The organism is Exiguobacterium sp. s130, from assembly GCF_018619055.1.
Lineage (GTDB): Bacteria > Bacillota > Bacilli > Exiguobacteriales > Exiguobacteriaceae > Exiguobacterium_A.
This window is the reverse complement of record NZ_JACSNI010000001.1, coordinates 349,963-372,885: the sequence shown is the minus strand read 5'-3', so window position 1 is coordinate 372,885 and position 22,923 is coordinate 349,963. Positions and strand designations below refer to the sequence as shown.

Annotated in this window: 26 protein-coding genes; 8 read left to right on the top strand and 18 right to left on the bottom strand. The window is 48.9% G+C overall.

Annotated elements, in window-relative coordinates; genetic code table 11:
- Nucleotides 1–185: 185 nt before the first annotated feature.
- From HZS85_RS01835 to HZS85_RS01775, 13 genes are all read right to left on the bottom strand, one after another.
- A complete protein-coding gene (locus tag HZS85_RS01835; protein ID WP_214852517.1) occupies nt 186–1,349 on the bottom strand; it encodes a PDZ domain-containing protein in 1,164 nt (387 codons plus the stop codon).
- Nucleotides 1,350–1,371: 22 nt separating this feature from the next.
- Nucleotides 1,372–2,796: a S41 family peptidase gene (locus HZS85_RS01830; protein ID WP_056062985.1), complete on the bottom strand. Its 1,425-nt coding sequence runs from the start codon at nt 2,794–2,796 to the stop codon at nt 1,372–1,374.
- Nucleotides 2,797–2,889: 93 nt separating this feature from the next.
- Nucleotides 2,890–4,266 (bottom strand): murein hydrolase activator EnvC family protein, encoded by a 1,377-nt coding sequence (locus HZS85_RS01825; RefSeq protein ID WP_214852515.1) that lies wholly within the window; start codon nt 4,264–4,266, stop codon nt 2,890–2,892.
- Nucleotides 4,267–4,306: 40 nt separating this feature from the next.
- Nucleotides 4,307–5,206 (bottom strand): permease-like cell division protein FtsX, encoded by a 900-nt coding sequence (ftsX, locus tag HZS85_RS01820; RefSeq protein WP_214852513.1) that lies wholly within the window; start codon nt 5,204–5,206, stop codon nt 4,307–4,309.
- Nucleotides 5,196–5,882 (bottom strand): cell division ATP-binding protein FtsE, encoded by a 687-nt coding sequence (ftsE, locus tag HZS85_RS01815; protein ID WP_035410018.1) that lies wholly within the window; start codon nt 5,880–5,882, stop codon nt 5,196–5,198. The genes ftsX and ftsE overlap by 11 nt, the downstream gene beginning before the upstream one ends.
- A gap of 193 nt (nt 5,883–6,075) precedes the next feature.
- The gene (gene cccB / locus HZS85_RS01810) at nt 6,076–6,450 is read right to left on the bottom strand and encodes a cytochrome c551 (RefSeq protein ID WP_214852511.1); all 375 of its coding nucleotides are present in this window, start codon (nt 6,448–6,450) and stop codon (nt 6,076–6,078) included.
- A 115-nt stretch (nt 6,451–6,565) separates the two neighbouring features.
- Nucleotides 6,566–7,435, bottom strand: a complete 870-nt coding sequence (locus HZS85_RS01805; protein ID WP_023469242.1) for a YitT family protein — start codon at nt 7,433–7,435, stop codon at nt 6,566–6,568.
- Between the two features lie 97 nt (nt 7,436–7,532).
- Nucleotides 7,533–8,036: a GNAT family N-acetyltransferase gene (locus tag HZS85_RS01800; RefSeq protein ID WP_214852509.1), complete on the bottom strand. Its 504-nt coding sequence runs from the start codon at nt 8,034–8,036 to the stop codon at nt 7,533–7,535.
- On the bottom strand, nt 8,023–8,178 hold the full coding sequence (locus HZS85_RS01795) for a hypothetical protein (protein ID WP_214852503.1): 156 nt from the start codon (nt 8,176–8,178) through the stop codon (nt 8,023–8,025). The genes HZS85_RS01800 and HZS85_RS01795 overlap by 14 nt, the downstream gene beginning before the upstream one ends.
- Nucleotides 8,179–8,238: 60 nt before the next feature.
- Complete coding sequence (prfB, locus tag HZS85_RS01790; RefSeq protein ID WP_023469245.1) at nt 8,239–9,339, bottom strand: peptide chain release factor 2; 1,101 nt, start codon at nt 9,337–9,339, stop codon at nt 8,239–8,241.
- Nucleotides 9,340–9,407: 68 nt separating this feature from the next.
- Nucleotides 9,408–11,927 carry a preprotein translocase subunit SecA gene (gene secA / locus HZS85_RS01785; protein ID WP_214852501.1) on the bottom strand — a complete coding sequence of 840 codons (2,520 nt, stop codon included), beginning with the start codon at nt 11,925–11,927 and terminating at the stop codon, nt 9,408–9,410.
- A gap of 216 nt (nt 11,928–12,143) precedes the next feature.
- A complete protein-coding gene (gene hpf / locus HZS85_RS01780; RefSeq protein ID WP_035410035.1) occupies nt 12,144–12,707 on the bottom strand; it encodes a ribosome hibernation-promoting factor, HPF/YfiA family in 564 nt (187 codons plus the stop codon).
- 280 nt (nt 12,708–12,987) lie between these two features.
- Entirely contained in the window at nt 12,988–13,188 is a 201-nt protein-coding gene (locus HZS85_RS01775; protein ID WP_023469248.1) for a cold shock domain-containing protein, read from the bottom strand.
- A 251-nt stretch (nt 13,189–13,439) separates the two neighbouring features.
- Between HZS85_RS01775 and HZS85_RS01770 the strand changes: the two genes are divergently transcribed.
- The 7 genes from HZS85_RS01770 to HZS85_RS01740 all read left to right on the top strand — a co-directional run bounded on the left by HZS85_RS01770 (nt 13,440) and on the right by HZS85_RS01740 (nt 18,632).
- A complete protein-coding gene (locus HZS85_RS01770) occupies nt 13,440–13,946 on the top strand; it encodes a competence protein ComK (protein WP_029342501.1) in 507 nt (168 codons plus the stop codon).
- A 108-nt stretch (nt 13,947–14,054) separates the two neighbouring features.
- Entirely contained in the window at nt 14,055–15,908 is a 1,854-nt protein-coding gene (locus tag HZS85_RS01765) for a hypothetical protein (RefSeq protein WP_214852494.1), read from the top strand.
- 14 nt (nt 15,909–15,922) lie between these two features.
- Nucleotides 15,923–16,213: an EscU/YscU/HrcU family type III secretion system export apparatus switch protein gene (locus tag HZS85_RS01760; protein ID WP_029342503.1), complete on the top strand. Its 291-nt coding sequence runs from the start codon at nt 15,923–15,925 to the stop codon at nt 16,211–16,213.
- Complete coding sequence (locus HZS85_RS01755) at nt 16,210–16,602, top strand: flagellar export chaperone FliS (RefSeq protein ID WP_214852487.1); 393 nt, start codon at nt 16,210–16,212, stop codon at nt 16,600–16,602. The genes HZS85_RS01760 and HZS85_RS01755 overlap by 4 nt, the downstream gene beginning before the upstream one ends.
- Nucleotides 16,599–17,489, top strand: a complete 891-nt coding sequence (locus HZS85_RS01750; protein WP_214852485.1) for a flagellin N-terminal helical domain-containing protein — start codon at nt 16,599–16,601, stop codon at nt 17,487–17,489. The genes HZS85_RS01755 and HZS85_RS01750 overlap by 4 nt, the downstream gene beginning before the upstream one ends.
- A gap of 13 nt (nt 17,490–17,502) precedes the next feature.
- Nucleotides 17,503–17,943 (top strand): YaaR family protein, encoded by a 441-nt coding sequence (locus tag HZS85_RS01745; protein WP_058705025.1) that lies wholly within the window; start codon nt 17,503–17,505, stop codon nt 17,941–17,943.
- A gap of 26 nt (nt 17,944–17,969) precedes the next feature.
- The gene (locus HZS85_RS01740) at nt 17,970–18,632 is read left to right on the top strand and encodes a DUF2225 domain-containing protein (protein ID WP_214852483.1); all 663 of its coding nucleotides are present in this window, start codon (nt 17,970–17,972) and stop codon (nt 18,630–18,632) included.
- A gap of 306 nt (nt 18,633–18,938) precedes the next feature.
- Here the strand turns inward: HZS85_RS01740 and HZS85_RS01735 are convergent, their stop codons facing one another.
- Genes HZS85_RS01735 through HZS85_RS01715 form a run of 5 tightly spaced genes read right to left on the bottom strand, consistent with a single transcriptional unit; the run spans nt 18,939 to nt 21,813 of the window.
- Complete coding sequence (locus HZS85_RS01735; RefSeq protein WP_169738097.1) at nt 18,939–19,115, bottom strand: hypothetical protein; 177 nt, start codon at nt 19,113–19,115, stop codon at nt 18,939–18,941.
- A 27-nt stretch (nt 19,116–19,142) separates the two neighbouring features.
- Nucleotides 19,143–19,529 (bottom strand): hypothetical protein, encoded by a 387-nt coding sequence (locus HZS85_RS01730; protein ID WP_231496899.1) that lies wholly within the window; start codon nt 19,527–19,529, stop codon nt 19,143–19,145.
- Nucleotides 19,493–19,861 carry a flagellar export chaperone FliS gene (gene fliS / locus HZS85_RS01725; protein WP_035410054.1) on the bottom strand — a complete coding sequence of 123 codons (369 nt, stop codon included), beginning with the start codon at nt 19,859–19,861 and terminating at the stop codon, nt 19,493–19,495. The genes HZS85_RS01730 and fliS overlap by 37 nt, the downstream gene beginning before the upstream one ends.
- Before the next feature lie 15 nt (nt 19,862–19,876).
- The gene (gene fliD, locus HZS85_RS01720; RefSeq protein WP_214852481.1) at nt 19,877–21,439 is read right to left on the bottom strand and encodes a flagellar filament capping protein FliD; all 1,563 of its coding nucleotides are present in this window, start codon (nt 21,437–21,439) and stop codon (nt 19,877–19,879) included.
- 17 nt (nt 21,440–21,456) lie between these two features.
- A complete protein-coding gene (locus HZS85_RS01715; RefSeq protein ID WP_149427783.1) occupies nt 21,457–21,813 on the bottom strand; it encodes a flagellar protein FlaG in 357 nt (118 codons plus the stop codon).
- 129 nt (nt 21,814–21,942) lie between these two features.
- Here HZS85_RS01715 and HZS85_RS01710 point away from each other — a divergent pair, with 129 nt between their 5' ends.
- Nucleotides 21,943–22,776 (top strand): endonuclease, encoded by an 834-nt coding sequence (locus tag HZS85_RS01710; protein ID WP_214852479.1) that lies wholly within the window; start codon nt 21,943–21,945, stop codon nt 22,774–22,776.
- Nucleotides 22,777–22,923: the final 147 nt, after the last annotated feature.

The following is a 22,923-nucleotide window of genomic DNA, read 5'->3' as shown; positions in this document are numbered from 1 at the left end:
GTTAAAAAATCTATTTTTATTGTACCACTTTACGAACAAACATTCGATTATGAAGTGCTCCTTTTAGGAAGTTACCCTTTTTTTCGAAAATGCAAAAGTTTCTTTTTGCTTCGAGTGTTGATCCTCGATTTTTCTGCCAACAAAAAAATCCCCGTCACGGCTGTTCCGTGACAGGGATGTACTCGTTAATGTAAGGACCGCACTTTAGTGCGACCATGGACCGGCTCGTTGACGAACAGGATACCAAGTTCATGATGATCTTGTTCATAAAAGGCACGTTGCGCAAACCGGATGTCACCGTTATGGTTCATGACTTCAAGACGCAGATACGGTTTGTGTTTTTGGATGGCTTCGTAGAACGATGCTTCCGAATCGACTTTCTCACCATTGACCTTATAAATCGCTTCACCTGGAATCAAGCCCATCTCAGCAGCCGGTTTATCAGGTAGCGTTCCAAGAATGACGGCACCACGCGTTCCATTGAGGAACAACGGTGTCTGTGCCCGGTTCAAGCGTTTGACCCGCTGATGCAACACAATGTGCAGGACGAGCAACAAGACGATCCCGTACAGCCATTCAGCTTGTCCGGTGACGTATGCAAGAACCGTCAATAGAATCGCGACGAGGCTCGTGATCAAACGTCCTTGAACGAGCGGACGCATCAATTCTTTCGGCAACTTACCCGTAAAGAGGAAGCTGAAACCAATCGGTAACCAAAGAACGATCGGAACGAGCTCTGGGAAGCTGTAACGTGGCCACCAGGCTTCAAGCACGTCACCCGGAACAAAGACAAGCAACGGCAACAGCCAAAGCTTATTTGCCGACAGCCCACCGATGAAGCGACCACGCTTCGAGACGACGAGTGACGGTGACAGACGCCGCTGCCCGCGCCACCAGACGAGGAGACATTCCGCGACGAGCGTCAACGTTGCAAGTAATAAAACCATCTTCGGCTCGACCGCTCGGATCGAGTCAAGACGTGAATCCATTAGGAACCAGCCGGTCAGTCCAAGCAAGAAGATCGGCCAGAGTGGCAGGTTCAAACGAACGATCCCGACCAACAACAGGACGCTCGAAAGTCCAAGCAACAGTAGAGCGTACTGCGGTGTCACTGTCAATCCGAGCCATCCGCTGACGACGGACAAGACGAGACCGACGAGTAGGCCTGGTAAAAGTGTTTCGAGGACATCGCTTCGTTTACCGTGTGTCCGGGAGCGAAACAGTCCGCGTTCCCGTTTGACACGCCGGATGCCGATGACCCAACTGACAAGGAGTGCTAACCACAAGGTCGGACTGGCGATGAGACTAATCGCGGTCCAACCAATTTCATCGAGTAATTCCACGCGCATTCAGACCTCTTTCCATTCCTTATTATTGAGCAGCGACCTCGAGTGCTTTTTTCCGCTGGACGTCATTCTTATCGTCCTGGAGTTTCTTCAGGAGACGCGTCTCCATCTCACCCGCTGTCTGCTGATCGATTTTTCCAGTGACGTCAAGTTTCGCATCCTTTTGCAAAGCTTCGACAGCTTGTTTCATCGTGTCACCGAAATAGCCGTCCTGTCCTTTTGGCTCATAACCGATCGCTTCGAGGACGAGGTGGGCATTCTCGACTGATTTTCCGTAATCGCCGACAGCGAGTGACTTTTGATCAGTCAAAATCTTCGTGACGTTGAAGTACGCCGGTTGTTTGACTTCGACCGTCGGCTTGACCCCTTTTTTGTGGATCCAGTTTCCGTCTGGTGTCAGCCATTTGTTCGTCGTTAACTTCAGGTCGCTACCGTCCTTCAAATCATACGCACTTTGGACGATCCCTTTCCCGAACGACTTCGTACCGACGACTTCGGCGCCAGCTCCTTCCTTCAGTCCGGCTGCAAGGATCTCGGACGCTGAGGCCGATCCGCCGTCTTCTAAGACGACGATGTTATATGGTTTCTTCTCGTCTGCCTTCCCGAATTCCTGCTGGCGCTCGCCTTTATTGTTCTCGACCTGATAAATCGGCACGTCTTTCGGAATGAACGGAGCGATCATTTTCGAGACGGCCGTCAAAAGACCACCCGGATTTCCGCGGACGTCGATGACGAGTCCATCAATATTCTGACTCTCGAGTTTCGTCAACCCCTTCTCGAACTCTTCTGCTGTCGGTTCCGAGAACTGTGTTACTTGTAAGACACCGATCTTCTTGCCGTTGACATTCTCCGTTGACGTATAGACCGTCTCGATTGGAATCGTATCGCGTTTAATCGTGATCTCCATTGCGTCTTGTCCGCTACGCTGAATCGTCAGGACGACATTCGTTCCTTTTTCACCACGAATTTTTTTAACGGCTTGATCCGTCTTTTGACCTTTTGTCGACTTACCATCGATTTCTAGGATGACGTCGCCTGGTTTGATACCAGCTTTTTCAGCAGGTGATCCTTTGATCGGCGAGACGATGACGATCGACTCACCTTTTTGTTCAAGCGTCGCACCGATCCCTTCGAACGAAGACGACAGATTCGTGTTGAACGAGGTCGTTTCCGACTCATCCATATAAACGGAATATGGATCGTTAAGCACTTCTGTCATGCCAGATAACGCACCATCGAGTAACTCTTTATCTGTCACGTCTTTTAGATAATTTTGTTCGATCATCTGCCGGACCTGGTCGATTTTTTTCCAATCACCAGTCGCATTCGAAGATGATGACTGCGTTGCAACGGAATCTGTTCCGCCAGCCGCTAACATACCGACGGCACCTGCCCCTAAACCAAGCCCGAAGGTACTGACCGCAATCACTGCTGTTGTAGATTTTTTCACGCTTGATTCCCCACTTCCATTAAAAACGCATTATTTTTTTCAGTATAGCAAAAAAAGATAGGTTACCCTATCTTTTCAGTATTCTGTGGGATGTCAAAAGATGTACGGTGCTGGGTCAACTGCATTCGGTTGTCCGACTGCCCACTCTCCCTTATGCAATTCGAAATGCAAATGCGGACCTGTCGACCAGCCCGTTGTACCTAATGTACCGACCGTCTTACCCGGCATGACTGTTTGACCGGCGGAGACGCTGATCGAATCGAGATGTGCATAGACGGTCGTGTAGACCTGTCCATCGATCAAATGCGTCACCATGACGACGTTCCCGTAACCTGTTGCACTACCGGCTCGTAGAACGATACCACCTGCCGCCGCATGGATCGGTGTTCCTTTTGCATTTACGAGATCAATCCCTTTATGAATCTCCGGCTTTCCTGTCAACGGATTGTTCCGGGGACCGAACGGCGACGAGACATATCCTTGAACCGGTAAATGGAACGGACGACTCGTCACGGCATCTGCCGGTTGCTCCGGTGTCGCAGTCGGTGACTCGACTTCAGGAATGATCGGTTCCGCACTTGGAGCATCGGATTTTTTCTTTTTCGCCTCTGCCGCACGTGCCGCTTCTGCCGCTTCCGCTTGACGTTTTGCTTCTGCTGCCCGCGCCGCTTCTTCCGCTTTCCGTTTCGCTTCTTCTTTAGCTTTCCGTTCGGCTTCTTGCAGGGCAATCAATTCATTTTGAATCAGACGGCGCTGATCCGCGAGAATTTCTGCCTCCTCGGCTTTAGAGAACTGCTCTTGTTGCAGTTCCTTGACCTTCGTGTTCAACTGGACGACGAGCTTACGCTTCAGTTCGGACTCCGCGATGATCCGCGTCTGGAGCACAAGGAGCTTGCGTTGTTCCCGTTTCACGCTTTCAAGCAATAGTGCTTGTTCCGACCGTTGTTCGCTCAGTTGTTTGACGTTCCCCTTGTAAGCTTGTAAGACATGATCATCTTGTTTGATGATCTCACTGACCGTACTGAAGCGCGAAATCAAATCACCAAAGTCTTTTGCGTCGAGCAAGACCTCGATGTATTTGACGTCCCCTTTTTGCTGGACGGCACGCAATCGGCTTCCAAGCAACTCTTCTTGCTGGTGCAGTTCCTTGAGTGTCTCGGAAATCGCTGCTTCCGTCAGACGCAATTGTTCTTTAGATGCAGCAACAGCCGCTTGTTGATCGGCTATCTTAAGCGCTAAATCATCCAAACGGCTGTTGACTTCATTCAGTTGCGCACGGGCTTCCTTACGCTCCTGTTTCGTCAAGATCAACTTCTCTGATGTCTGATTCTGTAATCGTTCCGTCTCTTTCAGACGGCTTTCGACCTCCTGTTGTTCCTTCAGCAAATCTTCTTTAGACGTGGCATCAACGGACACACTAGTTCCAATCAAAGCTAAGCTCAGGACGGCAGAATAGAATCGGACTTTCATGAGAAGCATCTCTCCTCTATTTTATTTTTGAGTAACTGATTTAAATCTTCAAGAAACGACCGAGTGATGTCGTTGATCCCCATACACCGATGAATGCACCGAGTCCGAGCAGGATTAAGACGACTTGTGCCGACAATTCACCTGGTGGAATCAACGAGAAGATTCCCGCATTCACGGTAGAAAGTTGGGGTTGGATCGCATTGTAGGAGACTTCATAACCGAAGTAGACGACGACGATCGGAATGATGGCACCTAATATGCCCATCAATAATCCTTCGACGAAGAATGGGGCACGGATGAATCCGTTTTTCGCTCCGACGAGGCGCATGATCTCGATTTCCCGGCGACGGGAGAAGATCGTGACTTTAATCGTGTTCGAAATGAGGAACATCGCCATGAACGTCAATCCGACGATCAGGATGATTCCACCGATCCGAACTCCTTCAAGGAAACTAAACATCTTTTTAACATATTCCTTACCGTATTCGACACTATCTACATTTTCCATTTTTTTGATGGAATTTGCAAGTGTTTCTGTCTCTTTTGGTGAGGTAGCTTTGACGATGTACCGGTCATGAAGCGGATTATCCTTTTCAACCGACTGGTAGGCCTGGGAACCTTCGCCAAGTTGCTCCTTGAAGCGGTCCAGTTCTTCTTCTTTCGAACTGTAACGAACGGAGTCGACACCCGGCATCTGCTTGAGTGCTTCACCGACTGAATCGATCTTCGACTGGTCTGCTTCTCGTTCGACGAACACTTGGATTTCAACGTCTTTTTCGACGTTATCGGAAATCTTGTTGACATTGAACATGAGCATCGCGAATATTCCTACGAGAAGTAACGTGACGGTAACGGCACTGACAGAAGCGAATGTCATCCAGCCGTTCCGGACGAGACCTTTTGCCCCTTCCCGTAAATGACGGAATCCATTAAACTTCATAGCCGTACATTCCTTTCTCTTCGTCTCGGACGATTTTTCCTCCATCGATCGCTAAGACACGATGACGCATCTTGTTCACGATGTCCCGGTTGTGTGTCGCCATTACGACCGTTGTCCCACGGCGATAGATCTCTTCGAATACTTCCATGATCTCCCAGGCTGTATCCGGGTCCAGGTTTCCAGTCGGCTCATCGGCGATGACGAGTGACGGACGGTTGACGATGGCTCTCGCGATCGAGATCCGTTGTTGTTCGCCCCCAGATAATTCGTCCGGATAGTTGCGCTCTTTATGCTTGAGCTTAACAAGATCGAGTACTTCGAGTACTTTCTTCCGGATTTGTGCTTTGTCTTCCCCTACGACTTCTAGCGCAAAGGCGACATTTTCATAAACCGTCAGTGACGGGAGTAATTTAAAATCTTGGAAGATGACGCCGATTTGGCGACGAAGTTCGGGGATTTGACGGTTCTTCAACTTACCGACTTCGATTCCTTTAAACAAAAATGAACCGCTCGTTGGTTTCTCTTCGCGGTACATCATTTTCATGAATGTTGATTTACCCGCACCCGACGGACCGACGATATAGACGAATTCGCCTTGATTGATCGTCAAATCGACCTCACGGAGTGCCGTGACGCCGTTCGGATAAATCTTACTGATTCGTTGCATCTTGATCACGTACTTCACATCCTTACTTATTTACTGATGCTGAATGAATAGGTCCAAAAACCTACCGACCACCATTATAACAGGGACAAAATTGAACGCACATTACAATCAAATGTCATTTCAGGCGATTATACCATAAAAAGAGGCACGAATGACGAACACATGTCGTGTGTGTCATCTCGTACCCCATCATATCCCATAATCATTTTTTAGCAGCGAGCCAGTCGGCAACAGCCATGATTTCTTTATCATCTTTCAGGATACCAGCAGGCATTTGCCCTTTCCCGTTCTTGATGATTTTTTGAATCTCTTCTGAAGAATATTTCGAGCCAACCTTCGTCAAATTCGGTCCGACGTTTCCTTCAAGGTTTTTACCATGACACGTCGCACAGTTTGTTGCGAAGATTTTCTCAGCATCTACACCAGATTGTGTCTTCGACGAATCATCGTTCATCGTTGACTCATCCTTCGTGCCTGACGATGAATCATCAGAACTCGAATCGTCACTACCACCACATGCCGCGAGCGCAAGTGTCGTTCCTAAGCCTAACGCGAGTAACAAGTTTTTCAGCTTCATCCGGATATCCCCCTCTTGTAAGTATCTACATAAACGCTACTGACCTAGTTAGAGTATAACCGTTATCCGGAGGAGTTAAGCGTGATTTCACAAAAACTTCACGAGTTCAGAACGATTACGGCACATTACGGTAGCGTTTATCGTCTGTAAACCCGAGTCCGAGCACCTCATGGGCTTCACTGACGACGAGGAATGCCGATGGATCGATGTGTTTGACGATTTCCTTTAATGTCGTGATTTCTCCTTGACGAACGACGACCATCAGCATTGGTTTGCGTGTCCGAGTGAACGCTCCCGCTGCCTCGATCTCCGTCGCCCCGCGATCGAGCGTCTCGAAGATTTCCTTCACTAACGCTTCCCGTTGATCGGAGATGATGTAGGCAAGTTTGTCGTTCGTGATTCCGAGCTGGACGACGTCGATCATCTTGATCGTGATGAACAAAGCGACGAGTGCATACAGCCCAATCTCAAGCGAGAAGATCGTCGCCGCACTAATGACGATCGTGCCGTCAAGCAAGGCGATACACAGATGGAGTGGCAATTTCGTGAAACGATGCAGGATTTGCGCAATCAAATCCATTCCTCCGGTCGACGCTCGCCCCCGGAAGATCAGACCGAGTCCAATCCCGACCCCGGCACCACCGAAGATTGCAGCAAGCATCGGATTCATTGTCGCAGCCGGAACATCGAACCGCTCATATACGAGAATGACGACCGGTAAGAAGATCGACCCGACGAGTGATTTGACCCCAAAGCCCATCCCGAGGATCATCCAACCGATCGCAAGCAAGACGACGTTCGCGACGAGTTGGAACAATCCTGGCGAGATCCCGAACAAATCGTTCAAGACGATCGATAAGCCACTGACCCCTCCCGAGGCGAGTTGGTTCGGTGCTAAAAATAAACTAAAGGCACTTGCGACGAACAAGGACCCGATTAACAAATACGCATAATCGCGCACGACTTCCTGACGTGTCGATGTCATGACATTCCATTTCCCCTTATCAATTGATTCTCGTGTTTCATTTTAGCGGAAAAGTCAGACAACGACTAGACAGGCGGAACAACTCACAGTGTTCCCTTTATACCGCACTAAAGGGTGGACTGTAGCGAACGATACCGCTAACGCCACGTAATCCATTCCGTTCGAGTGCAAGAACGAGAAAGACCTCCGGCGGAACGGGGAACGGCGGCTTGATACCGTAGTCAATCGCCCGTTCAAAGCCGAACTGTGGATAATAGCTGTCGTGACCGAGGACGACGATGTGGGATTCCCCGGCGTCCCGCGCATCCTCGATCACTTGACGGATCAATTCAGAGCCGATACCCTTTCGCTGCCAGGTGGGTAGGACACCGACCGGCGCTAAGGCAAGCGACGGGATGTCATCGATATGGATCCGGCTCAACAGGACATGACCAACGATTTCTCCTTTATCAGTCACGGCGACGCGACCGAAGACTGGTTGCGCGGCTTCTTCCTCGCGTAACGCAACAACGAGATTCGCTTCGTTTGGTTGTTCGAATGCCGCTTCATGGACGAGCCGAATTCCCGTGGCGTCCTTGAAGCCTTCTTTACGGATGATCATTAGTTATTGCTCCCTTCAAGTAGTTTGGTTGCGAGGAGCGTGAACTCGGTCGGGATGTTCTCACCGTTCCATCGCGTTTCTCCCAAAATTCATGTGCTCGGTATTCCCACGCCTGTTTGTTGACCCGACTTTGCTTCTTCATCACGTTTCCCCCTTTGACGGTCAAAAAACCAGTCGAACATCGTCCGACTGGTTGGTTGTCTTACATATTCATGAGACGGAGGTACGCATCGATGAAGCCCATGATGTCACCATCCATTGCCCCTTGCGTGTTCCCGACTTCATAGTTCGTCCGGTGATCCTTGACCATGCTGTATGGATGGAAGACGTACGAACGGATTTGGCTACCCCACGCGATATCCGATTTTTCACCACGGATTTCGTCGAGTTTCTTTTGTTGCTCTTCGATTTCGCGTTGATAAAGTTTCGCTTTCAACATCTTCATCGCTGCTTCACGGTTTTTGATCTGCGACCGTTCTTGTTGACAGGAGACGACGACGCCTGTTGGTACGTGTGTGATCCGGACAGCCGAGTCCGTCGTATTGATGTGCTGACCACCGGCACCAGAGGCACGGTACGTATCGATCCGTAAGTCTTCTGTACGGACTTCGATATCGATGTCATCGTTGAATTCCGGCATGACGTCACACGAGACGAACGATGTATGACGACGGCCTGACGAGTCAAACGGTGAGATCCGGACTAAACGATGGATCCCTTTTTCGGCTTTTAAGTATCCATAGGCATTGTGCCCTTGAATACGGAGCGTGACCGATTTGACACCTGCTTCATCACCCGGTTGGTAGTCCATCGTTTCGACTTTCCAACCCTGCTTGTCGCAGAAACGTTGGTACATACGCAGTAACATTGATGCCCAGTCTTGTGACTCGGTACCACCCGCACCTGGGTGTAACTCGAGGATTGCGTTGTTTGCGTCATACTCGCCGTTCAAGAGGATTTGTAGTTCGAAGTCTTCGAACTTCTTCTTAAGGTCGCCAAGTTCTGACTCGAGCTCTTCTTGAAGATCCGCATCCGGCTCTTCCTTGATCAATTCGTACGTCAAAGCAACGTTTTCGTGACCTGCTTCGAGTTCTTTGTATTTGTCGACCATCGCTTTTAAGCCGTTCGACTCATCGATGACTTTTTGTGCCGATTCCTGGTTGTTCCAGAAGTCTGGGTACGTCATCTCGTTTTCAAGTTCTTCGATCCGGGCAATCTTCGACTCGAGGTCGAGTGATGCCTTATATTCGTCGAGTTTCTTTTCCATCCACTCGGCGGTGTTGCGAATTTCTGCTAATTCCATGTGTTCCACCTTCTCTTTCCGTGAAAAGAGGCAGGAATCTCCTGCCTCTCTTTCAGTCGATTCATCACTTATGCCTGACGGCCGTGACAGTTCTTATATTTCTTACCGGATCCACACCAGCACGGATCATTGCGTCCGATTTGGTCGTTTGGATTTTTCCGGACCGGTTTTTTCTTGACCGCTTTATCTTCCTTACCAGAAACCGCGACTTCGTCTTGGACGACTTTTTCGCGTTTGAGGTTCGGGTCGAGATCTGCACGAAGGACGAATTGCGTCACTTCTTCAGCGATCGCAGCGTTCATCGCATCAAACATCATCGAACCTTCTGATTGGTATTCACGGAGCGGGTCGTTTTGACCGTATGCCCGAAGGTGAATCCCTTCACGGAGTTGATCCATCTGATCGATGTGGTTCATCCAGTGTTGGTCGACGGCACGTAGGACGATGACTTTTTCGAACTCATCGAATGCTTCTGCTGGGACTTCTGACCGTTTGTGCTCGTAGTGCGCGAATGTGCGCTCTTTGAGCAACTCGATGATCTCTTCGCGTTCTTTTCCGAAGAGGTCGCTTTCCGTGACCTTCTCTTCGATCGCAAGCGTCTGGTTCGCCCACTCCGCAAGTGCACCGATGCTCCATTCTTCCGGTACGAACTCGACCGGCGTATATTGATGGACGCCTGCTTCAATCGTCTGCTCGATCATCGGACGGACGATATCTGACACGGAACCGGCATCGAGAATCGCTGCCCGGTCCGCGTACATGACTTTCCGTTGATCTGCCATGACGTTATCGTAGCCGAGGACTTGTTTCCGCGCATCAAAGTTATTTCCTTCGACGCGTTTTTGAGCCGATTCAACGGCACGAGACACCATCCGACTCTCGATCGGTTGCGAATCATCCATTCCGAGACGATCCATCATCGACTGCAGCGAATCAGAACCAAAGCGACGCATCAATTCATCTTCAAGTGAGAGATAGAATTGTGATGCACCTGGATCCCCTTGACGACCGGCACGACCACGGAGCTGGTTATCGATCCGGCGTGATTCGTGACGTTCTGTCCCAAGGATGTAGAGACCACCTTTTTCTAAGACACCTTGACCGAGCTTGATGTCGGTACCACGACCGGCCATGTTCGTTGCGATCGTGACCGAGTTCGCTTGACCCGCGTTCTCGATGATCTCCGCTTCACGTGCATGGTTCTTCGCGTTCAAGACTTCGTGACGGATGCCACGTTTTTTGAGGATGTTACTCAGCAACTCCGACGTCTCGACGGCAACCGTACCGACGAGGACTGGTTGTCCTTCACGGTGGGCACGTTCGATTTCGTCTGCGACAGCAGCAAACTTCCCGTTCATCGTTTTGAAGATCAAGTCCGGCATATCGTTTCGGACGACCGGCTTGTTCGTCGGAACCGGTACGACGTGCATGTTGTAGATGTTACGGAACTCTTCTTCCTCCGTCTTCGCTGTACCGGTCATTCCGGCAAGCTTCGTATACATCCGGAAGAAGTTTTGGTACGTGATCGTCGCAAGGGTCATGGATTCGCGTTGAATCTCGACGCCTTCCTTCGCTTCGATTGCTTGGTGCAGACCTTCCGAATAACGACGACCTTCCATGACACGACCCGTGAATTGGTCGATGATCATGACTTCGTCTTCACGAACCATATAGTCGACGTCGCGATGCATGACGGCGTTTGCCCGCAGCGCGAGGCTTAAGTGATGGTTGAGCGCGACGTGTTCGAGACCAAACAAGTTATCAATACCGAAGTATTTTTCAGCACGGTCGATTCCTTGCTCCGTCAACAGGACACTCTTCGTCTTGATGTCGACCGTGTAGTCTTCCTCTGCCTTCATGATTTTCGCGAACGCATCGGCTTGTGAATAGAGCGCTGTCGATTTTTCGGCCGATCCTGAGATGATGAGCGGAGTCCGCGCTTCATCGACGAGAATCGAGTCGACTTCATCGACGACGGCATAACTGAGTGGACGTTGAACGCGGTCTTCTTTGTAGAGGACCATGTTATCACGCAAGTAATCGAAACCGAACTCGTTGTTCGTTCCGTACGTGATGTCACAGCTGTATGCTGCTTGTTTTTCTTGACGCGACATGCTTGAGAGATTCAAGCCGACCGAGAGACCAAGTGCTGCATAAAGCGGCTCCATGATGTCACGGTCACGTTTTGCGAGATATTCGTTGACGGTAACGACGTGTACGCCGTTGCCAGCGAGAGCATTCAAATAGACAGGGAGTGTTGCGACGAGCGTCTTACCTTCCCCGGTCTTCATTTCGGCGATATCCCCATTGTGCAGGACATATCCACCAATCAACTGAACGCGGTAGTGGCGCATGCCGAGAACGCGTGTTGACACTTCGCGACAGACCGCGAAGGCTTCCGGTAAAATATCATCTAAGTCTTCTCCGTTAGCGAGACGCTCACGGAATTCAACGACTTTCCCTTCCAGTTCTTGATCCGATAACGCACCGATTTGTGTCTCGAGCGCTTCCACAGCGTCTGCTGCTTTTTCGGCTTTCTTCAGGACACGTTTCGTTGGTGCAAATAATTCTTTTAGAAAATTAGCCATGCCTTACAGTCCCCTTACTTCGAACGATTCTTTGAACGAACAGAATTCCGAGATTTTTCCTTTATTCAGTGTACCGAATACGACGTCAAATTTCAACAAGCGGACCGAGCAGCGGTCTCGGTCTTTTGTCGTAGAGCAAACGTACCTTGTTTAGAAATAGTTTTCCATCATATCAAAAAGGGACTCGCCCGTAAGAGCGAGTCCCTGTTGCATTCATTATTCTGGTTCAATCAAACCGTAACGACCATCCTTACGACGGTAGACGACGTTCGTGTTGCCCGTTTCTGCGTCTGAGAAGACGAAGAATGCGTGTCCGAGCATGTCCATCTGAAGAATCGCTTCTTCCGTGTCCATTGGTTTGAGTGTGAAACGCTTCGTCCGAACGAGTTCGAGTTCTGCCTCGTCCTCTTCATAGACTGGCGCTTCCGCTTCCGGTCCTTCGAGCGTTTTGAAGTACTCTCCGATGCCGCCTTCTTTAGCGCGCCCTCTCCGGTTCAATTTCGTTTTGTGTTTCCGGATCTGACGTTCGAGCTTATCGACGACGAGGTCGATTGCTGCATACATGTCGCCATTGACATCCTCAGCACGGAGCAAGAGGTTTGGCATTGGAATCGTCACTTCGACTTTTTGTTTCTCATTGTTGACTTTGAGATTGACATAAGCCGTTTGCGCTTCCGTAGGAGTTGTAAAATAACGAGTTAACTTTTCAAGCTTTTTCTCGACGTAATCCTTGAGAGCATCTGTGACGTCCAAGTTTTCACCGCGAATGTTGTAGATCATGTAAACTCCTCCTTAAGTAACCGGTTGAACCTATGAATTCGAGATGCTCCAGTCGTTTCCTTCTGAATATTCGAAATTCTTTGGTTCGTTTTTATTATAGCACGATAAGTGAAGGAAGACCATGAGAACAATGACATTCTCATGAACATTCACTACTGTTCTTAGCGTACGATAATATTGAAGCATGTTGATGTTAACGTATATACCCGTTTTGATCGAACTCAAAACAAAAAACCGCTTTTAGGCGAATAGCCTAAAAACGGTGGCGGCTGCTATTGGATTAGATCTTTGAAACGTTCGCAGCTTGTGGACCACGATCGCCTTCAACGATTTCAAATTCCACTTCTTCGCCTTCTTCAAGTGATTTATAACCATCGACTTGAATCGCTGAGAAGTGTACGAATACGTCTTTCGCGTCAGACGTTTCGATGAATCCATAACCTTTTTCAGCATTAAACCATTTTACTTTACCTTGTTCCATTCAAATTCACGTTCCCTTCGCAAACCAGAGTTCGAGAGCAAGCTCTCTACGGCTTAGTCTATCAAAAGAAGGAATTATTGACAATTAAAAATTCTGATTACTTTGAATTCATTCTAAAAAATGAATAATATTCCCTACTTATTGCTCTATATTTAAAAAAATTACATTGTCATTACAGTTGTATTATTGTATTATATCGTTAGTAATTACCTATTTTATCCATTGTCCTATCTTAAGGAGGATGTAGTCGAATGCGACCATTCCATAATGACGAAAAGTATCGAATCACGAAACGGACGGTGGCGATTCTCCCGTGCTACGACATGATGAAGCAATCCATCATCGTACTCGAGGATGGCTCGACCATCATGACCCCGCTTCGACCGTATCAACTACTGCAGCTTTCCTGCAGGCAATACAACAGTTCCATTGAGGAACGCATCGTGACCGCAAAACGTGTCGCATCTGTAAAAGGAAAAGTACCAGTCGTCATTGAACCGACACTCGGCCTCGTGTTTTTCCCAACAAAATCACCGAAACGTGATGATTGCGAGTGGTATGCTTGGAGCCACATGTCTGAAGTCATCGAGGAAGACGGACAGACGAAGCTCAAGACTCGTAATGGCATGATCCTTCCCGTAAACGCCTCTCCTTACATCGTCCGCAACCAAATGAAAGCAACTGGCGAGCTGATGGCTCGTTATCAACAATTGAACGCGATGACATTAGAGGAACGCTTTAATGCAATCAAATCTTAAAGAGTAACCGTAAAAAAATCAGGGTTGGGCGATGAATTCGCTCAATCCTTTTTGGTTTCTGCCGATATATAATGAGATGACAGTTTTAAAAAACAAGGAGGCTTCTCGATGAACATCCAATTGAATCCGGCACGTCCGGCGCAATCCCCTGGTCAGACGCCGCTTTTGGAGACAAAGACCTATAAAGGAACGGTCCTTGAGCAGACTGGTCCGCATACGGCTCTCGTCCAGGTCGGTCGGGATAAGATCGAGATGACCTTCACAGGCGACGTTCCGACAGGTGATTTCCAGTTCAAGGTCAAAGGACAGACAGCAGAAGGTTACCTGATTGAACAATTGACACCAGCGATACCTGACGCGGAAACGCCACCTGTCCTGTCCGTTCCATCAAATGTCGATCCCGCTTTGCTTGAAGGTGTGCCTGCAGAACTGAAGCAAGCCGTCGCGAAGTTACTCGCAAGCGGTCAATTGCCGCAGACACCGGAAATCGTCGCCCAGCTTGTGACGGCACTGCAAGGAACGTACAAGGACTTAGCACTCGAACTTGTGTCGCGACCGGATACTGCACTGCCCGTTGACGCCGACGTCTTGATCGCAAGTCTCCTTGCGACGACGGAAGACTATTCGGACGTCCTTCCGGAGCGCGACGCCTTAACGGAGCAACCGACGTTCGAAAAAGCCATCGCTCTTGACGTCGCCCGCGTGACACTCCCGACGCAACGCGAGATCGAGACAGCGTCACCACTCCATATCCGGCAATACATCGAACACCTACCAACGGAGAAACGCCCGGCACTCGTCGCTACGCTCGAACAAGGCGATGTCGAGACGGTCCGCAAACAGCTGGCGCCCTACTTCCCGCAAGCGCCGCTCGATCCGAAGACGAGCGTCCGTGAGCAACTGATCGGTCTGACGGCACGAGCAAGTCAACCGGAACCAGTAACGGGGCAAACGGAACCGGTCCGATCAGCCTTGACGCTTGTCCGCGAAGTGACGCCACGACTTGCTGAGATTACGAATGATTTCAAGAGCCAACAGCGAACGATCGTATCCCAACTCCGCCAGATCGAACCGCTCGTCGAGACACGTCCGGTTCAGATGGTCGCCGTCATCGAGAGTACGGCGCAACGCTTAAAACAAGTCTTTCAGCAAACGGACGCCTTATTACATACCTCGATGAAGGATGAAAAACAGTTAGTTCACTTTTTATCGAAACTCGAACGGGGCGCGGAACTGGCGTTACTCGGGCGTGGAACGGAAGCAAAAGCCGTCTTACAAGAAGTCCGGGTTGCGTTTGAAGCCTTCCGCTATGCGCCAGCAAATGTCCGTCCGACTTACTTACCGGAGATGCAAGGACTGCCGCCACAAGCGCCGTTTCCTTCGTCACAAACGGCACAAAAAGCCGTTCCATATGAGCCGCAACAGAACAGTCCACGTCTTTTGCAGGAGACCGTCCAAAAGACACTTCAGCTCCAGACGGCGGAACTGAAACTGAGTACGCCGGCAGCAAATCCGGAAGCTGCCAAATTGCAAACATTCCTTGCAGCACAACAGCAAGTCAATAAACCGGACAGTCAGCAACAGTTGAATCAGATTCTGCTTGCGTTACCGGTCCAAATTGTTGAAGCGACGGCAGGACTCCACGTCCATTTGCAAAACAAACGGCCAGACGAAGTGATCGACTGGGAAAACAATACGTTGTATGTCCAGCTCAACACGCCACGCCTCGGAGAGATCGGTGTCCGCGTTGAGACCGTCAACCGAAAGATGCAGATCACGATTGAAAATGATTTCCCGGTTCTTGAACAACTGGCGACCCCGTTCCTCGACCGAACGACGGACGCCTTGCAAGCAACTGGCTACCAGGACGTCCGGATCCAGTTCCGTCCGTTCACGCGCGAACAAGTCATGGAAACCGCCAAGCAAGACGAGACACCAAGTGGCTACGACTACCGTATCTAAAAGGAGAGACCGATATGTATCAGAAAATCGATTTAACCGGACGCAAGACTGCTGCTGTCCTCCGCTACGATGAAGCATCCGGTCAAGCACCGGTCGTCGTCGCTCGAGCTAGTGGTCAAGCCGCAGATCGAATCCTGCAAGAAGCACGGGCGAACGGGGTCGCGATCGAACACGATACGTCCCTGCTCGGTCACTTGCTTGATCTCGACCTTGGGACGGCGATCCCACCGCAACTGTACGACGTGATGGCAGAACTGCTCTTACTGATCGAAGAACTCGACAACGCGAAAGGACGGCAGACATGACAGAACAAGAACTCTACGCGATGACCCCGCAACAGCTGACGGAAGTGATGTTGACGGGACTCGTCCTTCAATACGATCGCGCCATTCTCGCACGTGATACGAATCGCTTTGACGAGGTCAACGAACGCTTACAAAAAGCCTATCAGTTACTCGACAAATTGCAGGCGGGGTTACACGACGACGGTGGCATCATCACGGCACAACTGGACGCGCTCTACCACTATCTTGCTGAGCAAACGTTACAGGTCTATATGACACCAGCCGTTCTCGACGAGCTACTCGAACTGGTAGAAGACTTACGCGTCACCTGGCAAGCGGCACAGACCGTCGATCGACCACTCGTGCGCGCCGCACATCATCAACGATACGAAGGGATGGAATACGAATGAGAATCACGAATAACGTCCAAGCCTTGAAGGCTTACCGCAACCTCAGCATCAACCAGACGAACGTCAAGACGACGATGGATAAACTATCGAGCGGTCAAAAAATCAACCGGGGTGCAGATGATGCAGCTGGTCTCGCGATCTCGGAGAAGATGCGCAATCGCTTGAAGGCGCTCGATAAAGCGGAACAGAACGTTCTTGACGGCGTCTCGATGATTCAAACGGCTGAAGGTGGTTTGAGTGAAACACATAACCTCTTGCAACGGATGCGCGAACTCGCCGTCCAAGCTGGGAACGGAACACTCGCGACCGAAGACCGGACAGCAATCCAGGAAGAAATCAATCAGCTAACAAACGAGGTCTCACGGATTGCGAAGACGACCCAGTTCAACGGCAAAGAGTTGTTAAGCGGCAAGTTCAACGATGCCGACAGTGCCCTGTTCATCCAAACGAATGCTGGGGCAAACGAAGGGATTTCGATCACGATTAACGACATGCAAGCCCTTGCGATCGGCGTCAGTTCAACGACACAAGCTGATTCCTCGATTCGTCCGCTTGATTTCTCGAGCGGTGACGCACCCGAGTACGCCCTCAGCGTCATGACGGCAACGGACGCGAATGATGCGATCAGCCATTATACGAAAGCAATTGATACGATCTCTCAGCAACGTTCACAACTCGGGGCAATTCAGAACCGGTTTGAAGCGACGTCATCCGTCCTCAGCGTCAGCGTCGAGAACTTGACGGCTTCAGAGTCGCGGATTCGCGACACCGATATGGCGCGTGAGATGATGGAATATGCGAAATACAACATCCTCAACCAATCGGGGATGGCAATGATCGCTCAAGCGAATGCCTTGCCGCAAGGCGTCTTACAATTACTCAACTAAGGAGGCAGACCCGATGGATATCCGCCGCATCCAAGAAACGCAACGACTCCAGTCCTTAAAAGGCGGTCCGCGTGAAGTCGAAGCGTCGACGACATTCTCTGCCTTGATGCAAGAGAAACGCGACCATAAAGGCTATGAGCGCTTGCAACAAAAGCTCGCGCTCGTCGAAGAACACGGGCAACTGCTCGCTGAAAGTCAGACGATCGAGCACCTCGAAAGCTATAAAGAAAAGATCAAGGACTTCCTAAAAGATGCCCTCGACCAATCACAACAACTCGAAGAGAAGCGCGGCTTCAACCGTCGCGGTCGGACGAAGATCTATAAAGTCGTCGAACAAGTCGATGCGAAGCTCCTCCAGTTGACGGATACGGTCATCTCTGGCGAATCGCGACGGCTCGATATCCTCGATCAAGTCGGCGAAATCAAAGGGATGCTCGTCAACGTCTTCGTGTAATCTAGAATTAGAGGAGTTCCCCTAACATGCCAGACTTATATCTTAAAAAATGCACCTGCCCCTACTGCTTGAAAACGACGGAGACGAAACGTGTCCTGTCGCGACATATCCGTGTTGCCTCGACCGACTTTGATGGCTTCATCCGCCATCAAGGTGTCAACGTCTATCTCTATGAACCGGTCCAGTGTAGCCATTGTCGATTCTTCTTCCACGAGTCGTTCGGAAAGTTATCGCCAGATGTTCGAGCGACCTTACAAGATCATATCCTGCCGACGCTTCCCGTCTTGCCTTTCGCTAGCACGGAGCGGACGATCGAGCAGGCGATCCAGCTCTATAAGCTCTGTCTCTATACGGCTCAAGTGACGGAGCAAAAACCAGCCATCCAAGCAATGCTCGGTGTGCGCTTGTCCTGGTTACACCGGTTGACCGGTCAACAGAACGAAGAACAACTCTGGGCGAGCCGAGCGATCGAGAAGTATGTCTCGCTTTACGACAACTACACGTCCGTCAAAGAGAGCGGGCTTCCGGAAGACGTCCTTTTACTGCGAATCGCTGATTTATACGCTGTGACGCAAGATAAAGAACAAGCTCGCCTGTGGTATGGTCGTTTATTCCAAAGTCAAGAAGCTACAGACAAAATCAAAAAAGACGCACGGACCCACTGGGAATGGGTGCAAGAGCAGGACTGATCCTTGTTCGTCAGTAGACGCAACAAGGATTTTTTTTCACTGCTCGTAGTCGCGCGGAGACGATTACCTACGCCGAGAACGTCCTCCTTCGCTTAAACGCCCCCTTTTTCTTTCATGCGACCGCGATGCAGGTCACGCCGTCAATTAGCACCGCTCGTCACCTTGAGGATGGTCGGACGACGAGTCTATTATTGATTCGCGCCGATGAAGCGATGTAACGTCAAGCAAGAAGAGAAGAACGCGTATCGCTTTAAATAAAAGGTAAAATGCCCTCTCCATGAAATGGACAGGGCATTTTTCATAAGCTTACGACTCACGACGATATTTTTCTTCCTCATAAGCATCTGGTGCATCGGAGACAGGGCGTTCGAACTCTTCCCATGATTCCGATTCGACGTCCGGTTCAATGAACTGATCGTACGAGCCGTCCGATTGGAAATACGGCTGCGGTACGGGACGCTTCTTGTCTTCCCGCTTGGTCACGAAAGATCCCTCCCTCACACAAGAAAGTTACTGACGAGAATCAAAATACGGTGAAAAACTATGATCGACTTCCTCGTACGGATCAACGTACGATTTACGACTCGTTTGCGTCTGACGCAACTGACTGATTTGTACCCCTAATTTAGCCGTTTCCGCCGATAATTTCAAGTCGATTTTCCGACTATCCGCGACGAGTTCCTGGATGACGGCTTGATTAGCACCCGCTAGTAGATTCGAGTGCGCCGCAATGAACGCTTCCCGTTCATTCAGCAGGCCTTGAATCTTCTCGATCCATTCGTCATACGTCTCTTCATTCGGCGTTTGATCAAGTAATTCAATCAGTCGTTTCGTCTTCAGGCGAAGCGGATCGAGCGGACTCATCGTTGCCGTGCGAGTTTCATCGCTTCTTTCCACGTCTCGCGGAATTCTTCGGCAAAGCCGATCACTTCGTCGATTGCAACGAGATCGTTTTTGACGTTGGCATCGATTAAGCGTGTTTGCATGTAGTCATACAGACTGTTTAAGTCTTTCGATAGCGCAATTGATTGATTGAGCGTTAATTGCAACTCACTGATGATGGCTTGTGCTTTTTGGATATTCGTATTTTTTTGTTCAATCATCTTCTGTTCAATTGCTCGTTTTGCAAGCATCGAGAATTTAATTAGTCCTTCATATAACATCAATGTTAAGTCTTGAGGTAACGCTGTCGTTACCGAGTTCGTCTGATACGTAGCATAAGGGTTCATTGCGCTTCCTCCTTTTTATCCTTGTCCGAGATAGCCAGCAAGCGTCGCCGATTGACTGTTCGCCTGGTTCATCGCTTGTTCCATGGCCGCGAATCGGCGATAGTAACTGTCTTCTTTTCGTTTCAGCTTATCTTCCCACGACAGCATACTCTTATCGAGATCAGCGAGTGACTTTCCGAGTCGATATGTCGTCGCAACCGCTCCGTCCCGTCCGGCAACACCGGAAATCTTATCACGAAGTGTTGTCGCAAATCCTTGAATTTGCCGGACAAAACCGTCAAGTCCATTCGGAATCGTATTCCCTTGCGCATCCTTCGTCGGTTCCGGCGCATCAGCGGTAAATAGCTTATAGACGCCTTCCGGCTGTTCTTCGAGCATTTTCTTCAGTTTTGTCTCATCGATTTTCAGCTTCCCGCCGTCACGGAAATCACTCGTTGAAGTAATTCCGATTTGTGACATAGACTGAAGTTGAATTGTATTGGTTCCAGAAGTATAAGAGTAACCAGTATCAATTTTTGACGAAATCGCACTCCGAAACTGATTAAGTCCGTCCTGTAAGTAACTATCGTTCTTTAAAACACCACTCATCGCTTTTTCTTCCCACTTCTTGACTTCATCTTCGCTGAGTTCCTTGCGCTGGGCATCTGTCAAGGGTTGGTAGTCCCGATACTTCTCTTCACGAACCTTTTTGTTCATCTTATCAATGACCTCGTTGTATTTATCAACGAAATTCTTGATCGAGTCAAAGTTTTTCTGTGTATCGAGCGTCGTATTGATTGTCGTCGCTGTCGTCGAGACGTTATTCAACGTGATTGTCAGACCGTTTTGCGCGAACGTATTAGTCGTCTGTTCGAGCTGTTGTCCACCAATCGTATACTTCGCATTCTGTCCTTCACGACCGAATGAGCCGTCTTGTGAATTAACCTTCGCAGTATTATCTGATGCATCGACGATCGAGATGTCCGCTCCTGCAGGATTTAAGTTACCGGTACTTGTTTTTGTTAAGACGAGTTTTCCTGTTAGATCATTGAAGACTGCGTTCATTCCGAGGCTTGTTTTACCATTGACTGCCGCTGTCAAATCCGATATCTTTTGTGTTGCATCCAGCTGCAATGTCTCCGTCACCGCTACACCTGCTGCATCAAATGTATTGATTTGAACATTGATTTTGCCATTCGCATCTTTCGTGAACAATCCACTCTCTTCAAGGGTTGCATCACTTTTCTTTCCGCTTGTTGCGACCATCGTTACTGAAGCGGCGCTAGCGAGCTGGTCAATGCTGTCAATCGTCAAACTTCCGGCTGGTGCACCCGGACTTGCCGTTACCGTCAACGCCGTCGGATTGGAACTGGTGACGGTTTTTGATTGATAGTTCTTCGATAACAGCATATCGCTTGCAGCTGTTCGGAAATCAAGTAATGCCCGGTTCATTTCTCGATAAGCATCACGTTGCCACGTCAGTGTCTGTTTCTTTTGCGATAACCGATCGACCGGTGCCCGTTCCGCCTGCATCAATTGTTTAATCATCGTTTCTGTATCAATCCCACTTGCTAAACCGCTCAGTCGAATACCTGCCATCCAATCAGTCCTTTCTGTTAAATCCGTTTATCGATTAATTGATTAAATTCCATGAATGCCGCAAAGAAATCGAGTTCTTTTTTACTCGGAATTTCCTGGACGACGTTATTATTCGTATCAACAACTTGAATGTAATATTCGTTTAATTTTTCATGCTTGACGAATTTAAGTCCTGTCCGTTGCAGTTCAAGTTTTACATTCGCCTGCTCCATCGCCGTCTCAAGTTTCGTGATGTGTTGCGGTGTCGGTAGGACAACGACTCCTTCTTCTGCTAGCGCTTCCTGATTCGCTTCCACAAACACATTACGTGTCGCTTCGTACGGTAGGACGTTCGAAGGCAGATGAAGGCGAATTTCCGTATTAATGGAATTCATAGTCGGTCACTCCTTATTTGTTCTCTATGTAGTATATCGGCTGAATTAGATATTTTATAAGTATTAATTTAAGGAAGATGATTTCGGGGTAATTAGAACATATGATCCTATATAGAAGGAGGTACTCTAATGCTTCTGCTAAACGATCTATCATCGTCACAACAAGCTATTTTATTGGCCAGTATTCTCGGAGATGGAGAAATTACAAAGTGTTACCCAGGTTCTAGGCGAAAGAACAATAGTTATCGCGAACACTTTGGGGAGTCACAGCGATTTTATCGGGAATGGAAGCGACAACAACTTCCTGGTTTGTTATATATTCGTCAAAACAACTTAGTGTCACGCTCACTTCCTTTATTTACGGAACTTTATCCTTACTTTTATCCATCTGATCAAAAAGATGTTCCTTTCGCTTTACTTCCCTCATGCAATCATCCGCTTTTCTTATTGACCCTGTATCTTGATGACGGCTCACTAATTGTCTCAAAGCGTCTCACATCTAAAAAACAACTGATTGTTTCTCCTACAATCGCACTTTATCTTCAGTCCTTCCCTAAACAGTCACTAACACTCTTTTGTGAATGGTTAAATCATAATTTTCGACTCCATTTCAGAGTAGCCAAAACGTCAAATGGTTCTGGATATTTCTTGCGAACAACTCGTTTTGAAGATACGATCCAGTTTCTTGATTATTTGACACCCTATGTAAATCAGTTACCCGATTTTTCTTATAAACTCGATTGGGAAATTCGAATGAAGCAAATACAACAAGATCACCCGTATGTAAAAGTCTTAAGCACAAAGCCAAATCGGCACTTCAGTGCATCAGAACTTGAACAACTGATGAATGACACAGCAAATCAAGTTCCTGTACCAGAAATCGCACAACGTTTAAATCGTTCGACATGGTCAATCTACGCCAAACTCAATGCCATCAAAAAAAGTCACGGAACGAGTCCGTGACCTGAACAATTGAAATGTGCCAATTACGATTAACGGAGTAATTGGAGAACGCCTTGCGGCTGTTGGTTCGCTTGCTACGCGCATTAGCTTTCGCTAATGATAAGACTATATCTTCATCCTAGATTTACTAGGAGCTGGGCACTTCCC

Excerpts from the sequence above, each read along its gene's own strand:
- HZS85_RS01775 (WP_023469248.1), bottom strand. The coding sequence starts at position 13,188 with ATGGAACAAGGTAAAGTAAAATGGTTTAATGCTGAAAAAGGTTATGGA.
- HZS85_RS01805 (WP_023469242.1), bottom strand. The coding sequence starts at position 7,435 with ATGACATCGACACGTCAGGAAGTCGTGCGCGATTATGCGTATTTGTTA.
- HZS85_RS01760 (WP_029342503.1), top strand. The coding sequence starts at position 15,923 with ATGTATCAGAAAATCGATTTAACCGGACGCAAGACTGCTGCTGTCCTC.
- HZS85_RS01825 (WP_214852515.1), bottom strand. The coding sequence starts at position 4,266 with ATGAAAGTCCGATTCTATTCTGCCGTCCTGAGCTTAGCTTTGATTGGA.
- HZS85_RS01755 (WP_214852487.1), top strand. The coding sequence starts at position 16,210 with ATGACAGAACAAGAACTCTACGCGATGACCCCGCAACAGCTGACGGAA.
- fliS (WP_035410054.1), bottom strand. The coding sequence starts at position 19,861 with ATGAACCCTTATGCTACGTATCAGACGAACTCGGTAACGACAGCGTTA.
- HZS85_RS01835 (WP_214852517.1), bottom strand. The coding sequence starts at position 1,349 with ATGCGCGTGGAATTACTCGATGAAATTGGTTGGACCGCGATTAGTCTC.
- HZS85_RS01745 (WP_058705025.1), top strand. The coding sequence starts at position 17,503 with ATGGATATCCGCCGCATCCAAGAAACGCAACGACTCCAGTCCTTAAAA.
- secA (WP_214852501.1), bottom strand. The coding sequence starts at position 11,927 with ATGGCTAATTTTCTAAAAGAATTATTTGCACCAACGAAACGTGTCCTG.
- ftsX (WP_214852513.1), bottom strand. The coding sequence starts at position 5,206 with ATGAAGTTTAATGGATTCCGTCATTTACGGGAAGGGGCAAAAGGTCTC.
- HZS85_RS01750 (WP_214852485.1), top strand. The coding sequence starts at position 16,599 with ATGAGAATCACGAATAACGTCCAAGCCTTGAAGGCTTACCGCAACCTC.
- HZS85_RS01800 (WP_214852509.1), bottom strand. The coding sequence starts at position 8,036 with ATGATCATCCGTAAAGAAGGCTTCAAGGACGCCACGGGAATTCGGCTC.
- HZS85_RS01770 (WP_029342501.1), top strand. The coding sequence starts at position 13,440 with ATGCGACCATTCCATAATGACGAAAAGTATCGAATCACGAAACGGACG.
- hpf (WP_035410035.1), bottom strand. The coding sequence starts at position 12,707 with ATGATCTACAACATTCGCGGTGAAAACTTGGACGTCACAGATGCTCTC.
- fliD (WP_214852481.1), bottom strand. The coding sequence starts at position 21,439 with ATGGCAGGTATTCGACTGAGCGGTTTAGCAAGTGGGATTGATACAGAA.
- HZS85_RS01740 (WP_214852483.1), top strand. The coding sequence starts at position 17,970 with ATGCCAGACTTATATCTTAAAAAATGCACCTGCCCCTACTGCTTGAAA.
- HZS85_RS01710 (WP_214852479.1), top strand. The coding sequence starts at position 21,943 with ATGCTTCTGCTAAACGATCTATCATCGTCACAACAAGCTATTTTATTG.
- HZS85_RS01795 (WP_214852503.1), bottom strand. The coding sequence starts at position 8,178 with ATGAAGAAGCAAAGTCGGGTCAACAAACAGGCGTGGGAATACCGAGCA.
- cccB (WP_214852511.1), bottom strand. The coding sequence starts at position 6,450 with ATGAAGCTGAAAAACTTGTTACTCGCGTTAGGCTTAGGAACGACACTT.
- HZS85_RS01765 (WP_214852494.1), top strand. The coding sequence starts at position 14,055 with ATGAACATCCAATTGAATCCGGCACGTCCGGCGCAATCCCCTGGTCAG.
- prfB (WP_023469245.1), bottom strand. The coding sequence starts at position 9,339 with ATGGAATTAGCAGAAATTCGCAACACCGCCGAGTGGATGGAAAAGAAA.
- HZS85_RS01715 (WP_149427783.1), bottom strand. The coding sequence starts at position 21,813 with ATGAATTCCATTAATACGGAAATTCGCCTTCATCTGCCTTCGAACGTC.